The 13921-nt window shown below is 37.1% G+C and carries 19 protein-coding genes; all 19 read left to right on the plus strand.

The features are described from left to right. Positions 1-10: 10 nt before the first annotated feature. The 19 genes from FR7_RS10400 (at position 11) to ispG (ending at position 13920) form a co-directional block, all read left to right on the plus strand. Positions 11-475 carry a chemotaxis protein CheW gene (locus FR7_RS10400; protein ID WP_007934823.1) on the plus strand — a complete coding sequence of 155 codons (465 nt, stop codon included), beginning with the start codon at positions 11-13 and terminating at the stop codon, positions 473-475. Between the two features lie 28 nt (positions 476-503). Continuing rightward, on the plus strand, positions 504-1124 hold the full coding sequence (locus tag FR7_RS10405; protein WP_007934818.1) for a chemotaxis protein CheC: 621 nt from the start codon (positions 504-506) through the stop codon (positions 1122-1124). Continuing rightward, positions 1124-1609, plus strand: coding sequence for a chemotaxis protein CheD (locus FR7_RS10410; protein WP_007934816.1), 486 nt, complete (start codon positions 1124-1126; stop codon positions 1607-1609). The genes FR7_RS10405 and FR7_RS10410 overlap by 1 nt, the downstream gene beginning before the upstream one ends. 10 nt (positions 1610-1619) lie before the next feature. Then, positions 1620-1946, plus strand: coding sequence for a hypothetical protein (locus FR7_RS10415; protein WP_237769580.1), 327 nt, complete (start codon positions 1620-1622; stop codon positions 1944-1946). 31 nt (positions 1947-1977) lie between these two features. After that, a complete protein-coding gene (locus FR7_RS10420) occupies positions 1978-2736 on the plus strand; it encodes a FliA/WhiG family RNA polymerase sigma factor (protein WP_007934812.1) in 759 nt (252 codons plus the stop codon). 25 nt (positions 2737-2761) lie between these two features. Then, positions 2762-4390 carry a DUF342 domain-containing protein gene (locus FR7_RS10425; RefSeq protein WP_007934811.1) on the plus strand — a complete coding sequence of 543 codons (1629 nt, stop codon included), beginning with the start codon at positions 2762-2764 and terminating at the stop codon, positions 4388-4390. A gap of 44 nt (positions 4391-4434) precedes the next feature. Further along, complete coding sequence (locus FR7_RS10430; protein ID WP_007934810.1) at positions 4435-4770, plus strand: hypothetical protein; 336 nt, start codon at positions 4435-4437, stop codon at positions 4768-4770. 39 nt (positions 4771-4809) lie between these two features. Then, on the plus strand, positions 4810-5358 hold the full coding sequence (locus tag FR7_RS10435) for a hypothetical protein (RefSeq protein WP_007934809.1): 549 nt from the start codon (positions 4810-4812) through the stop codon (positions 5356-5358). 182 nt (positions 5359-5540) lie between these two features. Beyond that, a complete protein-coding gene (gene rpsB / locus FR7_RS10440; protein WP_007934808.1) occupies positions 5541-6242 on the plus strand; it encodes a 30S ribosomal protein S2 in 702 nt (233 codons plus the stop codon). 77 nt (positions 6243-6319) lie between these two features. Then, positions 6320-6967, plus strand: coding sequence for a translation elongation factor Ts (gene tsf / locus FR7_RS10445; RefSeq protein WP_007934807.1), 648 nt, complete (start codon positions 6320-6322; stop codon positions 6965-6967). 185 nt (positions 6968-7152) lie between these two features. Then, positions 7153-7872, plus strand: coding sequence for a UMP kinase (gene pyrH / locus FR7_RS10450; RefSeq protein ID WP_007934806.1), 720 nt, complete (start codon positions 7153-7155; stop codon positions 7870-7872). A 2-nt stretch (positions 7873-7874) separates the two neighbouring features. Continuing rightward, positions 7875-8435 (plus strand): ribosome recycling factor, encoded by a 561-nt coding sequence (gene frr, locus FR7_RS10455; protein ID WP_007934804.1) that lies wholly within the window; start codon positions 7875-7877, stop codon positions 8433-8435. Between the two features lies 1 nt (position 8436). Beyond that, positions 8437-8646, plus strand: coding sequence for a hypothetical protein (locus FR7_RS10460; protein WP_007934802.1), 210 nt, complete (start codon positions 8437-8439; stop codon positions 8644-8646). A gap of 68 nt (positions 8647-8714) precedes the next feature. Next, on the plus strand, positions 8715-8813 hold the full coding sequence (locus FR7_RS23205; protein WP_081490002.1) for a 4Fe-4S binding protein: 99 nt from the start codon (positions 8715-8717) through the stop codon (positions 8811-8813). Between the two features lie 60 nt (positions 8814-8873). Next, positions 8874-9641, plus strand: a complete 768-nt coding sequence (locus tag FR7_RS10465) for an isoprenyl transferase (protein ID WP_007934800.1) — start codon at positions 8874-8876, stop codon at positions 9639-9641. A gap of 20 nt (positions 9642-9661) precedes the next feature. After that, on the plus strand, positions 9662-10489 hold the full coding sequence (locus FR7_RS10470) for a phosphatidate cytidylyltransferase (RefSeq protein ID WP_007934797.1): 828 nt from the start codon (positions 9662-9664) through the stop codon (positions 10487-10489). Positions 10490-10540: 51 nt separating this feature from the next. Beyond that, positions 10541-11695: a 1-deoxy-D-xylulose-5-phosphate reductoisomerase gene (locus tag FR7_RS10475; protein ID WP_007934795.1), complete on the plus strand. Its 1155-nt coding sequence runs from the start codon at positions 10541-10543 to the stop codon at positions 11693-11695. Positions 11696-11725: 30 nt separating this feature from the next. After that, positions 11726-12757, plus strand: coding sequence for an RIP metalloprotease RseP (gene rseP / locus FR7_RS10480; protein ID WP_007934794.1), 1032 nt, complete (start codon positions 11726-11728; stop codon positions 12755-12757). A gap of 83 nt (positions 12758-12840) precedes the next feature. After that, entirely contained in the window at positions 12841-13920 is a 1080-nt protein-coding gene (gene ispG, locus FR7_RS10485) for a flavodoxin-dependent (E)-4-hydroxy-3-methylbut-2-enyl-diphosphate synthase (protein ID WP_007934793.1), read from the plus strand. The last annotated feature ends 1 nt before the right edge of the window (position 13921 follow it).

Genomic DNA, 13921 nt, shown 5'->3' on the forward strand with positions numbered 1-13921 from the left:
GGAGCAGCGTATGTTGGAAAAAAGTTATGCAAGCAGTGAAGTACAACTAGTTGTTTTTAAACTAGGTAAAGAAGAATACAGTGTTAGTATTTTGCAAGTGCAAGAAATAAAACGGATTACTGATATTACAAGAGTCCCTCATACACCAGATTATATTAAAGGTGTAATTAACCTGCGCGGCAGTGTTTTACCAGTTATTGATTTAAAGAAACGCTTGAATTTGCCTCAACAAGTTTTGACAGAAGATACGCGGATTATTATTGTCAAAGTAGATGAATTATCGGTTGGTATGATCGTAGATGCTGTCTCAGAAGTTATGACAATTGACCAGGAAAATATTGATTCACCAGATGTTGTAGCGGGGAGTGTAGCAGCAAGCTATCTCAGTGGAGTAGGCAAATTGGACAATCGATTACTCATTTTATTGAATTTAGAAGAGATTATTGGTGTTGGTCAAGAAACAAAAGTAGTGTAATTATTGAGTTTAAAATGAGGTGGAACTATTGTCTGATGAAATATTAAAACTATCAATGTTGCAGCTTGATGCATTAAGAGAAATTGGCAATGTTGGTGCTGGAAATTCCGCCACAGCATTATCACAAATTATTAATCGTAAAATTGATATGACAGTCCCTAAAATTGCTATTCTTCCTCTCGGGGAGGTGCCAGATGTAGTTGGTGGTCCAGATGCAATGGTTGCAGGTGTATATTTACGCGTATTTGGTCCTGCTCCCAGTAGTATTTTGTTTTTGTTACCTCGTGACAGTGCTTTTTATTTAGTCGATATGCTAATGGGGAGAGAGCAAGGGCATACAACCTCATTAAATTCTATGGATGAGTCTGCGTTGATGGAAATCGGTAATATTCTTGCAGGTGCTTATCTCAATGCGTTGTCCCACTTTACCTCTTTGACCCTATTACCGTCGATTCCAGCCTTGGCAATGGATATGGCTGGAGCTATCTTAAGCGTTATTTTGATCCAATTAGGACAAATGGGTGATCATGCACTCGTAATTGAAACCGAATTTACCACTGAGAGTGATGGCGTAAAAGGACATTTTTTCTTGATCCCTGATCCTGGTTCGTTAAATACCATTTTGGCGGCAATAGGGGTGAAGGAATAATGTCAGAACTAATAAAAGTTGGAATGGCTGATTACAAAGTTGGTAGTAACCCCTCTAGTCTTATAAGTTATGGTTTAGGATCTTGTGTTGGCATTGCACTATATGATACAGCTGCTAAAATTGGTGGCTTGGCTCATATTATGCTTCCTGATAGTACACAAGCACGTTCAGCTGAAAATCCAGCTAAGTTTGCAAATACGGCTTTGCCTTTGATGTTAGATGAAATGATCAAATTGGGCGCTGCAAAAAAACGTGTTTTAGCTAAAATTGCTGGTGGAGCTCAAATGTTTACCTTTGCAAATGCAACAGATGTTATGCGTGTTGGTGAGCGTAATACGGAAGCTGTACGTATATTATTAAAAAAAATGGATATTAAAATAATTGCAGATGATACTGGTGGGAATTATGGGCGTACTGTAGTGTTACATTTGGATACAGGCATTTATCTCATAAAAACAATTGCTAAAGGTGAAAAAGAACTATAATCAGGGAGGAATGAAGGTGCTTAAGTTGCGTACTGCTTTGTGCTTAGCACTCATTGTTGGTACCCTGACACTACTAAATGGTGTGTTGCAAGGTGCTAGGTTAGAAACGATTATTTATCGTATCATTGTCTCAGTTGCTATTTTTGGTTTTATTGGCTATGGCATAGGACTTATAGTGGAAAGATTTTTAAAAAATATTGCTTTAAAGAAGTTAGAAGAAGAGTCTCAAAAGGATAGGCTACAAGAAAATGAATCTTCAGATGACATCACCGACAATTCAGAATTTGCTCCTTTTACCTCTACTAGTTTTGAACAAATAACGCGCCCCAAAGAATAAGATATACGTGGGTTTATGGGGGTAATCATAGATGTTAGATAATAAGCAAGCTAAATTAGAAGAAATTATGAAATTGTGGTTAGAATATCAGCAAGGTAGAAAAGTGGAAATACGAGAAAAGCTGATTGAGTACTACTTATCCTTAGTTAAGTTAGTTGCGAGTCGCATTGCGATTAGCTTACCACAATATGTAGATAAAGACGATTTAATTAGTAATGGTTTTTTTGGTTTACTTGATGCAATTGAAAAATATGATCCGATGCGGGGAATTAAGTTTGAAACTTATGCTGTTGTTCGTATTCGGGGTTCTATGCTTGATGCTATTCGTGCACAAGATTGGGTACCAACCAGTATTCGCCAAAAGGCAAAACAATATGAACAAACAGTATCAAAGCTTGAAAATCAATTAGGGCGTGCTGCTACTGATAATGAAATTGCTGAAGCTCTTAGTATTTCAGTTAATGAACTATATGTTTTATTAAATCAGCTCAATGCTAGTACAATTATGCCTTTAGATGAATTTATAAAAACAGAAACCTCTTCCGCGCACCTTACGAACCCTTCTGAGCAAATTGAAATAGAAGAAGTAAAGCAAGCCTTAGCCAAAACAATTGATAAATTACCTGAAAAAGAAAGATTAGTTGTTTCTTTGTACTACTATGAAGGATTAACGTTAAAAGAGATCAGTTTAATTTTGAAATTGTCTGAAGCGCGTATTTCACAGCTGCATACTAAATCAATTTTCCGATTAAGAGGAGCATTATCACGGATTAAATCAAGTTTTATTTGACACCGTTAAGGGGGAATATCAAGCTATGATTGGTGATGAACACGTTGAAGTTCAAGATGGACAAAAAAATGATAAAATTCCTGGATTTTCAATTGATATCAATGATAGTGGTGTATTTGTAAAAATACATTCTATTGCAGATGGCACATCTGCTGTAAACGAAATAGCTATATTTGAACAATTAAATAAGCAGGGGGTAACGGATTATAATCGTAGTTTAATCATTACTGCCATAAGAGCGGCGGATGATCAGCCGGTAAAGGTAGCAGAAAAGCCTATAGTGGAGCCTCAGCCTGATCCAGAAATCCAGGTGAATTTGGCACGTGATAAAATGGAAGCAACTCTAGAAATTGTATTGCCGCCACGATGTACTCCTTTAACCATGGAATCGGTACTTGAGAAAATCAAGACTAGTGGCATTGTTTTCGGAATTGATGATAAAGCCATTCAGCAGGCCTATGAGTCTCCTGGTACAAAAGTGACATTTGCTTATGGTCAACAACCAATCCATGGTACAAATGCCCAAATTAAACATCATTTTATACTGGCTGCAAAAAGTCGTCCTCAGGAAATGGAAGATGGTAGTGTAGACTTTAAAAATTTAAATTTGTTTACGACGGTGCAGCAAGGCGATCTTTTGGCAGAAAAGATTCCAGCGACACCAGGAATTGCTGGAATGGATGTATTGGGTAATAACGTTATTGCAAAACCGGGCAAAGATATGCTGCTTCCCATAGGGAAAAATGTAAGTGTTGTAGATACGAATACCATAGTGGCTGATATAGCAGGACAAATTCTGATGATCAATAATAAAATTAATGTGATGCCCATTATTGAAATTAAAGAAGATGTAGATGTTTCGACAGGTAATATTGAATTTATCGGTAATGTCACCATACGTGGATCTGTGCAGCCGGGATTCTCAGTAAAAGCTGAAGGTAATGTGGAAATTTTTGGCACTGTTAGTGGCGGTATTGTAGAAGGAAAGAATGTAGTGATAAAAATGGGCATTCAAGGAATGCATCGCGGTTACGTTAAAGCGAAAGAAAACGTAGTTGCTAAGTTTATTGAAAATGCTACTGTTCATGCAGGAGTGGATATTCTGGTTAGTGATGTTATACTTCATTCTCGGATAACTGCGGGTAAGAAAATATTAGTAGAGGGACGCCGTGGTTTGATTACTGGTGGGACGATTATGGCTGGAGAAGAAATCCGCGCTAAAGTGATTGGCACTCAGATGTCAACGAGTACAGAACTAGAAGTTGGTGTAAACCCATCACTGCGGGAAGAATATCAACATATACGTCGTGAAATGAAAAAAGTTGAAATTAACCTTGAACAGGCACAAAAGGCGTTGAGTATTTTGCGATCAATGGATCAACATACGATACCTCCTGAGAAACGAGAAATGCTTTTGAAATTAACAAAAGCCCAATTTCATTTAGTAGGACAAGTTGAAACAATGCGTACCCGAATGGTAGCTATTGAAGGTGAGTTCGAAGAAATGCGTGCAGGACGCATAAAGGTAGCTGATATTATGTATCCTGGAGTTAAAGTTGTAATCGGTACGTTGGTTAAGCCAATACGGGATAGTTTAAAATTTAGCTCTTTATATGCAGAAGATGGTGAAATAAAAATCGGTACCTTTAAATAATAGTATAATTGGATTTTTTGTATCACGTATAAGGTGGTGGGAAAATGTCTATTAATCCAATAGAGTTGCAAGTGTTGATTCCAAAAGCTACTGAAGTAGGTAAGGCTCAAAATCTTGCCAATCGTCAAGAGACTCTACAGCAGCAACATGTTGCTGCGCAATGGAATGATATTTCTACAAATCGTCAGCACCAGGTACAAAGTACAGCTAAAAATGAAGGCGGTAAAGTTGGACGCGAGAAGGAATCTAAGGAAGAGAAGCATTCTCCGAAGGAACAAAGCCCTAGGCAGAATGATGAGAGCAGTACTGAGAAAGACAAGGTAAATCGGGCTTCTAATAATGATCCCGTTCGGGGTCATAATATTGATATAAAAACATGAAACAATGTTGTTGTTATCGAGAACTGATGAGGTGAGAGTATGTTTTCTAATCTTTTTATTGTTGTACTAGTTATTATATTTCTTATTGTTTTTGTGTTGTATAAGCGACAAATGCTGTTAAACTTATTTTCTCTTACGGTTGCATCTTCTGCGACTCAATTTCAAGAGCAGATAGAAGAAACAGCTGATGTTGTCATTCAACGACTGGAAGAAAAAATTCGTTGCTTAGAAGATATTTTATTAGCTGCTGATGTAAAGATTGCGGGATTAGATAAAAAAATTATGATGGCGGAAAAGCTTTTAGATGAAGAGATTAAGGATGATCATTTGTTTCGAAAGTTGTCGAATTTTTCAGAAAAAAAGAAAGAAGAAAATATAGAAATCTTTTCTCATCAACTAAATCCAATACAAGAGCCTATAGATAAAAACGATAAGGTGATAGATAATGATAAAGAAATCATGCGTAACCATAAGCGTAGCTCTGTATTAGCTTTGGCTGAACAAGGATATAGTAGCGTTGAAATTGCAAAAACGACAGGAATAAGTAAAAGTGAAATCATTCTGCTACTGCAGTTACATAAAAAGTAAGTGAAATATTAAAAAAATACAAAGATCTTGTATAATATCTTGTTATATAAAAATAACTATGATATAATGATTCGTATTGTAAATCCACACGCAATCCAATTTTATTTACTGTGCTAACAATAATATGTTGGTGATAAATGAAAGATGCGGATTGCGGCGGTAATTTAACAGGAGGTGTAAGTATGTCAGTAATTTCTATGAAACAGCTTTTAGAAGCAGGTGTTCATTTCGGACATCAAACTAGAAGGTGGAACCCTAAAATGGCTCCTTATATTTTTACGGAGCGTAATGGTATCTACATAATTGACTTGCAAAAAACAGTCAAGAAAGTGGAAGATGCCTATAATTTTGTGCGTGAAATTGCACAAGATAAAACAATTTTATTTGTTGGAACAAAAAAACAAGCTCAAGATGCAGTAAAAGAAGAAGCAGTTAGAAGCAACATGTACTACATTAATGAAAGATGGCTCGGTGGCATGTTGACAAACTTTCAGACCATTCAAAAACGTATTGGACGTTTAAAAGAATTGGAGAAAATGGAAGAAGAAGGGCTGTTTGAAGTACTGTCTAAAAAGGAAGTTATTACTCTTCGTCATGAGATGGAAAGATTACAAAAGTTCCTTGGCGGTATTAAAAATATGACTAAATTACCAGGAGCATTATTTATTATTGATCCTCGTAAAGAACGCATTGCTGTTGCTGAAGCAAAGAAGCTTGGTATACCTATTGTAGCGATTGTGGATACTAATTGTGATCCAGATGAAATTGACTATGTCATTCCAGGCAATGATGATGCTATTCGTGCTGTTAAATTGCTTACAGCTAAAATGGCAGATGCTGTTTTGGAAGCTAGACAAGGTGAACAAGTAGAAGAAGCTGAGTAATTGTATTTAGATAAAGGTAAGGGGAAAAATAATACTTTTCCCTCTTACCTTTAATAATAGATAGGGGGACTTTATATATGGTAACTGCTGAAATGGTAAAAGAATTGCGCCAACGTTCTGGTGCAGGCATGATGGATTGCAAAAAAGCCTTAACTGAAACAAAAGGTAATCTTGATGAAGCCATTGACTATTTACGTGAAAAAGGCTTAGCAGCTGCTGCTAAAAAAGCAGACCGAATTGCTTCGGAAGGTGTTATTGAGGCTTACATACATGGTGGCGGACGTATTGGTGTAATGGTTGAAATCAATTGTGAAACTGACTTTGTTGCAAAAACAGATAAATTCAAAGATTTAGCAAGAGATATTGCAATGCAAATTGCTGCTACGAATCCCACATGTGTACGTCGTGAAGAAGTACCTGTAGAAGTGTTAGAGCATGAAAAAGAAATTCTTAAGGCTCAGGCTCTAAATGAAGGTAAGCCTGCCAATATTGTGGAAAAAATGATTACAGGCAGGGTTGAAAAATATTACAAAGAAGTCTGTCTAATGGAACAAGTTTTTATTAAAAATCCAGATCAGACAATTACTCAACTTATTAATGAAAATATCTCTAAAATTGGTGAGAATATCTCCATTCGCAGATTTACCAGATATCAGCTTGGTGAAGGCATCGAGAAAAAAAGCAATGATTTTGCTGCTGAAGTAATGGCTGCTGTTAAAAAATAAGAGAACACTGCAGTGTTCTCTTATTTTTAAGGAATCAGAGTATATTAAATTTTGATTTCAAATGAGGAAGGACAAAGCTTATTTCTATATCTTATCAGATAAGGTAAAGGCTTTGTCTTTTCTTAAATGTATTAGAGGATTTAGTGCAGTTTTGTAGAATTCAATGGAAGGATGGAGGGGTATGTTTGCTTACATCAAAATATAAGCGTGTAATTTTGAAGCTTAGTGGTGAAGCTTTGGCTGGGCAGCAGGGATATGGTATTGATCCAGTTATTGTTGACTCTATCGCTCGCCAAATAAAAGAAATTAGAAATACAAACTTACAAGTTGCAGTGGTCGTTGGTGGCGGAAATATTTGGCGTGGCTTGTCTGGAAGTGCTAAAGGAATGGATAGGGCTGCTGCTGATTATATGGGAATGTTGGCTACTGTAATGAACTCTTTGGCTCTTCAGGATGCTTTAGAACAATGTGATGTGGACACTCGTGTGCAAACGGCAATTGAAATGCGTCAAATTGCTGAGCCATATATCCGTCGTCGGGCTGTTCGCCATTTAGAAAAAAATCGTGTAGTTATTTTTGCTGCAGGTACTGGTAATCCTTATTTTTCTACGGATACAACAGCTGCGCTTAGAGCAGCGGAAATTGAAGCAGATGTAATTCTTATGGCGAAAAAGAATACGGATGGTGTATATGATTCTGATCCTCGTTTAAATCCGGAAGCTAAAAAGTTTAAAGAGTTAGCATATATTGAGGTTTTAAAAAGAGGTTTAGGTGTTATGGATTCAACTGCCACTAGTTTATGTATGGATAATAAAATTCCCATTATTGTGTTTAGTATTGACGAGCCGGGGAATATTTTAAAGGCTGCCCTTGGAGAAGATATTGGTACTGTTGTGGGGGGATAAAAATGTTAATTAAAGAAATATATGATAGTAATACCGAAAAAATGAAGAAAGCAATTGATGCTTTGCGCAGAGAATTATCTACTTTGCGTGCAGGGCGAGCTACGCCTGCATTGTTAGATAAGATTACAGTCGATTATTATGGTACGCCGACACCTATAAATCAAGTGGCAAACATTGCTGTACCTGAACCACGGATGATTACAATTCAAGCATGGGAAAAATCGATGATTGCTCAAATTGAAAAAGCAATTTTAAAATCAGATTTAGGACTTACACCTAACAGTGATGGAGTTGTCATTCGCTTGAATATACCACAGTTGACGCAGCAGCGTCGTATAGAACTTGTGAAAGTTGTTCATAAGAAAGCTGAGGATAGTCGAATTGTGATTCGTAATTCTCGGCGCGATGCAAATGATGCAATAAAAAAACTTGAGAAAGATAAAGCGATATCCGAAGATGACGTAAAGAAAGCTCAGGATGATATGCAGAAACTGACTGATAAGTACGTAAAAGAAGTTGATGCGATTATGAATGCTAAAGAGAAAGAGATTATGGAAGTATAATATGATAGATGTAGTGGCAAAATCCTTATATGCAGCAGAAAAGCAGCTAAATGAGGCACAGATACAATATACGGTAATTGTGACTCGTCCAACACGTCACATATCGGCCTTAACAGAGGATTGCTTTTATGTTATACGGCAGCAGTTTCATGATGGCGTGTATCATCTGGTTGCTGCTGCTAAGATGGGGAAAGAAAGTGTTAAATGTTAATTTGTAGTGATAAACACAACATAACTTTGAAAATTGTTAAAAAGTAACTTTTTCTGTAAGTATATGTTTTGAATGAAGGGAATGTCATATTTACCATTTTAGCAAAATGTGTAGAATGCGGTGCCTGTGCGGCGGTTTGCCCTGTTGGTGCTATTTTGGCTCCATGACTGGAACCCCCTCGCAAGAGGGGGTTTAGTTGCTTGTTAGATTATCTTGGAGGTCATAACATGTGGGAAAAATGGTTTAACAAAAAAAATGAGAAGATTGATGTAGACAAAGTAGTGGAACAAGGAAATTTACCCCAACATGTTGCTATTATCATGGATGGAAATGGGCGATGGGCAAAACGAAAAGGATTGCCGCGCACTCTTGGCCATCGAGCAGGTGTAGAAAGTTTACGCCATATTGTTACAACGGCTGTTAATATAAATTTGAAGGTATTGACGACATATGCATTTTCTACTGAAAATTGGAAAAGACCAGAAGATGAAGTGAACTTATTAATGCGGTTATTTTCTGAATATCTTGAAAGCGAAATAGATGAATTGCATCAAAAAAATGTGCAAATTCGTTTTATTGGTAAAATAGATGAATTAGCTACTGCATTACAGCAAAAAGTTGAAAAGGCCCAGACGTATACTGAGAATAATACAGGGTTAGTTTTTAATTTGGCAGTCAATTATGGTGGGCGAGCAGAGATTGTACGTTCTGTTCAGATGATTGGTGAGAAGGTTGCTAGAGGCGAAATTTTACCTGGCGATATTAGTGAAAAAAACATAATGGAAAATTTATACACTGCCAGTTTACCTGATCCTGACTTGATCATTCGACCTAGCGGTGATTTTCGAATCAGTAATTTTTTATTATGGCAATCAGCGTATGCGGAATTCTGGTTTACTGATATTTATTGGCCTGACTTTAAGCCTGATCATTTTCTACAGGCTATTGTGGATTATCAGAAACGAGAACGAAGATTTGGGGGATTAAAAAAATAAGGCTACAGGTAGGTGCTTGAATGCTGGGAAGACGGGTTTTAACGGCAGTAATAGGTATACCTATTACTATTTATGTAATTCATTATGGTGAGTGGTTATTTGCTGCTGCTATTTTGATTCTTACATTATTGGCATGGCATGAATTTTATACAATGCTGGGTAATAAGAATGTAAAAGTATTTTATAATTTGGGAATTATAATGAATGCTTTGATACTAGGATGCGCCTGGTTGGGCAACTCTCAGGAAATGACCATGACATTGGTTTTTGCTGCTCTATTATGTCTAGTAAATATGGTAGTGTCAGGAAATAAGTCTACTGTTGTTGATGTAGCTTTTTCTATACTTGGCATAATTTATATTGGAGTAGGCTTTTCCCATTTATTGCTTTTAAGATATACGGATAATTCTTTATATATAACGACTTCTATGGGGACGTTGTCTATGGGAGCGAGCTATTTATGGCTAGCCTTTATTGGAACATGGGCGAATGATACGTTTGCTTATTTTGTGGGGTCACGTTTTGGACGGCATAAGCTATGCTCAGCAATCAGTCCAGCAAAAACAGTAGAAGGTTCTATTGGGGGACTCGCTGGCAGTATTTTAGCAATTACCCTGTTAGGAGTGTTATTTAAGTTACCAGTAAGTCATAGTATAATCATGGGTATAGTAGTTGGTGTTATTGCGCCTATTGGAGATTTAGCAGAATCTGCGATAAAACGTTTTGCAGGAGTAAAAGACTCTGGAAAATTACTGCCGGGGCATGGCGGAATTTTAGATCGGTTTGATAGCATATTATTTACAGTGCCTATTGTCTATTACTATATACATATGTTTCTATTACGTTAATTTATTTTTTATTCTAGTGTATAATTAAGTAGGTTAAGGGAGACTTTTACAATGCAATCTATAGCGATTTTAGGCAGCACTGGTTCTATTGGCACACAATCTTTAGAAGTTATTGCAGCTAACCAAGATCAATTTTGTGTAACTGCATTAGCTGCTTATCATAATGATATTTTATTAGAGAAGCAAATTGAATATTTTAACCCCAAAATAGCTGTATTGGTAGAGAAGAATGCAGCAGACAGGCTTACTAGAAGGTATTCGGGGTCAACAGTTATTTTAACTGGTGAGGAAGGATTATTAGAAGCAGCTATTCACGACAATGTGAATACCGTATTGACATCTTTAGTTGGGTTTGCTGGTTTAAAACCTACTCTGGCAGCAATCAAGGCTGGCAAACATATTGCATTAGCAAATAAAGAGACATTGGTAGCTGCCGGTGAGCTGGTAACTCAGCTTGCACAAGACAATCATGTAAGGATTCTTCCCGTAGACAGTGAACATAGTGCAATTTTTCAATGTCTGCAGGGGGAAAGTAGAAAAAAGATCAATCGCATTCTTCTTACAGCTTCGGGCGGTCCTTTTTATGGTTTGAAAAGAGAAGAATTAGAGCATGTTACTATAGAGGATTGCTTACGGCATCCGAATTGGTCAATGGGGAAAAAAATTACAGTGGATTCTTCTACGCTAGCCAATAAAGGATTAGAAGTAATTGAAGCTCGATGGTTATTTGATGTCCCATATTCTCAAATTGAGGTTGTTGTACATCCTCAAAGTATTGTTCATTCCATGGTTGAATTTGTAGATGGATCTGTTATGGCTCAGTTAGGAAAACCGGATATGAGAGTGCCGATTCAATATGCCTTTACTTATCCTGAAAGAGTTGCTGCAGAGTATCCTAAACTTGATTTTACAACACTATCTGCATTAACTTTTTCCGCACCTGATATGGTTAACTTCCCCATATTACCACTTGCTTTTGCTGCAGGGAATACAGGAGGAACATTGCCATGTGTATTCAATGCAGCCAATGAGGAAGCCGTTTATGCCTTCCTGCAAGGAAAAATTCGTTATCTTGATATTTTCTTGGTGATAAAAAGTGTAATGGAAAATCATAAGGTCACTATGATGCCTGATCTAAATGACATTTGTAGTGCTGATTTGTGGTCGCGCGTAAAGGCTCAAGAAATTCTAAAAGCTATTAAATAGGTTTATAATAAGAAAATAGGAGTGATTCTATTGTTGATGACAACCGTTGCTACCATTTTTGTATTTGGACTGTTGGTATTTGTTCATGAATTAGGACATTTCGTTACCGCAAAAATGACTGGTATGCGAGTAGACGAGTTTGCGATTGGCTTTGGTCCTAAAGTAATTAGTTATAAGCATGGTGAGACGCTATATTCTTGGCGTATTATACCATTAGGCGGTTTCAATAAAATTGCAGGTATGGATCCTGATGAGGAGCAAGATGAGCGCTCTTTTAATGCAAAATCAATTCCTGCCAGGATGTTAGTAATTGTAGCTGGATCAACAATGAATTTTGTGTTGCCAATCTTATTATTCTTGACAATTTTTTTGAGCTCAGGTATTGATACTCCTTCAAGTTCTCCCATTGTCGGTAATGTTTTTGCTGATAAGCCTGCAGCGCAGGCAGGATTATCCCTTGGTGATACAATCATTGCAGTAAATAATCAAGAAATTACATCATGGAGAGAATTTGTAAATATTGTACAAATAAATGCTGGTAATAAACTATCATTAAAATATCAACATAATGGTGAAGTTAAAACAACGGTAGTAACTCCGGAATTTGACGAAAAAGCCAATCGAGGCATTATTGGTGTGATGCCGCAAATTGAAAAATATCATCCCGGTTTTATTGAAGCATTTGGCTTAGCTGCTAAGCAAACATATGTAGTAGCGAGCAGTATGGTGGTTGGCATTGCCCAAATGATTACAGGAAAGGTTGCTGCTGAAGTAGCTGGACCAATTGGTGTGGCGCAAATGGCGGGTGAAGTAGCGCAATTAGGCTTGATTCCTCTACTGCAGTTTGCTGCATTTTTGAGCATTAACTTAGGACTGATTAATTTGTTACCAGTACCCATGCTTGATGGCGGGCATCTTGTAACCTTAGTTGTAGAGGGATTAAGAGGGAAGCCTTTAGAGAAAAAGCATATGCAATTTATACAAATGATTGGCTTTGCCTTATTAATGCTTTTATTTTTAGTAGCTACCTTTAAAGATATTTCCAGATTAAAGATTTTCTAAGAATGAGATAACTTTTTAGAAGGATAAAATCAAGGCTGAATTTAAGTAATTGCTGCCTAGATCGTAGACTTTGAGGTGAAGAAATGACAGAATTTATGCAACGAAGAATGACCAATCCTGTATATGTTGGCAAGGTAATGGTTGGCGGCAGGGCCCCCATATCTGTTCAATCCATGACAAATACTAAAACCGATGATGTAGCAGGTACAGTAGCTCAAATTATGCAGCTGGGTTCAGCAGGGTGTGATATAGTACGTTTAGCGGTACCCGATATGTCAGCAGCACTAGCAATAAAAGAAATTAAATCAAAAGTACAGATACCTCTAATTGCAGATATACATTTTGATTATCGTTTTGCAATTGCTGCAATGGAAAATGGTGTTGATGCTCTGCGAATTAATCCTGGCAATATTGCCGATGCAACTCATGTTGCAATCATTGTGAAAGAAGCAAAAAAACGAAGCATTCCGATTCGTATAGGGGTGAATGCTGGCTCTTTAGAAAAAAGCATTCTAGAGAAATATGGCGGGCACCCTACGCCTGCTGGCATGGTAGAAAGTGCGATGCAGCATATTGCTATCTTAGAAAAATTAGACTTTCGAGATATTAAAATATCGTTAAAAGCCAACGATGTTCCTATGACTATTAATGCGTATCAGTTGATGTCTGAAACAGTTAACTATCCTTTGCACTTGGGAATTACGGAAGCTGGAACCATTAAATCGGGAATGATTAAATCAGCGGTAGGTATTGGTGCTTTATTAGCACAAGGAATTGGCGATACCATTCGTGTATCCCTAACAGGTGATCCAGTGGAAGAAATAAAGGCTGCAAATGAAATATTAAAGTCTTTAGGATTAAAGGAATATGGACCAACTTTAATTTCATGCCCTACTTGTGGACGGTGTAATATCAATTTGGCAGAAATTGCAGAACAAGTTGAGCAAAAACTTAGCCAAGTACGTAAGCCATTTAAAGTTGCTGTTATGGGATGTGTTGTGAATGGCCCTGGTGAAGCAAAGGAAGCGGATGTTGGAATTGCAGGCGGCAAGGGGCAAGGATTGGTATTTCGTAAAGGTGAAATCGTAAAAAGAGTTTCAGAAGATCAGTTAGTAACAGCATTATTCACAGAAATTGACAAACTCATCGAGGAGGACAATTAAC

Source organism: Pelosinus fermentans DSM 17108 (assembly GCF_000271485.2).
Taxonomy (GTDB): Bacteria; Bacillota; Negativicutes; order DSM-13327; family DSM-13327; genus Pelosinus; species Pelosinus fermentans.

What these genes read in the sequence shown, in the direction of transcription:
- FR7_RS10400 (WP_007934823.1), top strand. Translation starts at nt 11, where the DNA reads ATGTTGGAAAAAAGTTATGCAAGCAGTGAAGTACAACTAGTTGTTTTT.
- FR7_RS10410 (WP_007934816.1), top strand. Translation starts at nt 1,124, where the DNA reads ATGTCAGAACTAATAAAAGTTGGAATGGCTGATTACAAAGTTGGTAGT.
- FR7_RS10415 (WP_237769580.1), top strand. Translation starts at nt 1,620, where the DNA reads ATGAAGGTGCTTAAGTTGCGTACTGCTTTGTGCTTAGCACTCATTGTT.
- FR7_RS10420 (WP_007934812.1), top strand. Translation starts at nt 1,978, where the DNA reads ATGTTAGATAATAAGCAAGCTAAATTAGAAGAAATTATGAAATTGTGG.
- FR7_RS10425 (WP_007934811.1), top strand. Translation starts at nt 2,762, where the DNA reads ATGATTGGTGATGAACACGTTGAAGTTCAAGATGGACAAAAAAATGAT.
- FR7_RS10430 (WP_007934810.1), top strand. Translation starts at nt 4,435, where the DNA reads ATGTCTATTAATCCAATAGAGTTGCAAGTGTTGATTCCAAAAGCTACT.
- FR7_RS10435 (WP_007934809.1), top strand. Translation starts at nt 4,810, where the DNA reads ATGTTTTCTAATCTTTTTATTGTTGTACTAGTTATTATATTTCTTATT.
- rpsB (WP_007934808.1), top strand. Translation starts at nt 5,541, where the DNA reads ATGTCAGTAATTTCTATGAAACAGCTTTTAGAAGCAGGTGTTCATTTC.
- tsf (WP_007934807.1), top strand. Translation starts at nt 6,320, where the DNA reads ATGGTAACTGCTGAAATGGTAAAAGAATTGCGCCAACGTTCTGGTGCA.
- frr (WP_007934804.1), top strand. Translation starts at nt 7,875, where the DNA reads ATGTTAATTAAAGAAATATATGATAGTAATACCGAAAAAATGAAGAAA.
- FR7_RS10460 (WP_007934802.1), top strand. Translation starts at nt 8,437, where the DNA reads ATGATAGATGTAGTGGCAAAATCCTTATATGCAGCAGAAAAGCAGCTA.
- FR7_RS10465 (WP_007934800.1), top strand. Translation starts at nt 8,874, where the DNA reads ATGTGGGAAAAATGGTTTAACAAAAAAAATGAGAAGATTGATGTAGAC.
- FR7_RS10470 (WP_007934797.1), top strand. Translation starts at nt 9,662, where the DNA reads ATGCTGGGAAGACGGGTTTTAACGGCAGTAATAGGTATACCTATTACT.
- FR7_RS10475 (WP_007934795.1), top strand. Translation starts at nt 10,541, where the DNA reads ATGCAATCTATAGCGATTTTAGGCAGCACTGGTTCTATTGGCACACAA.
- ispG (WP_007934793.1), top strand. Translation starts at nt 12,841, where the DNA reads ATGACAGAATTTATGCAACGAAGAATGACCAATCCTGTATATGTTGGC.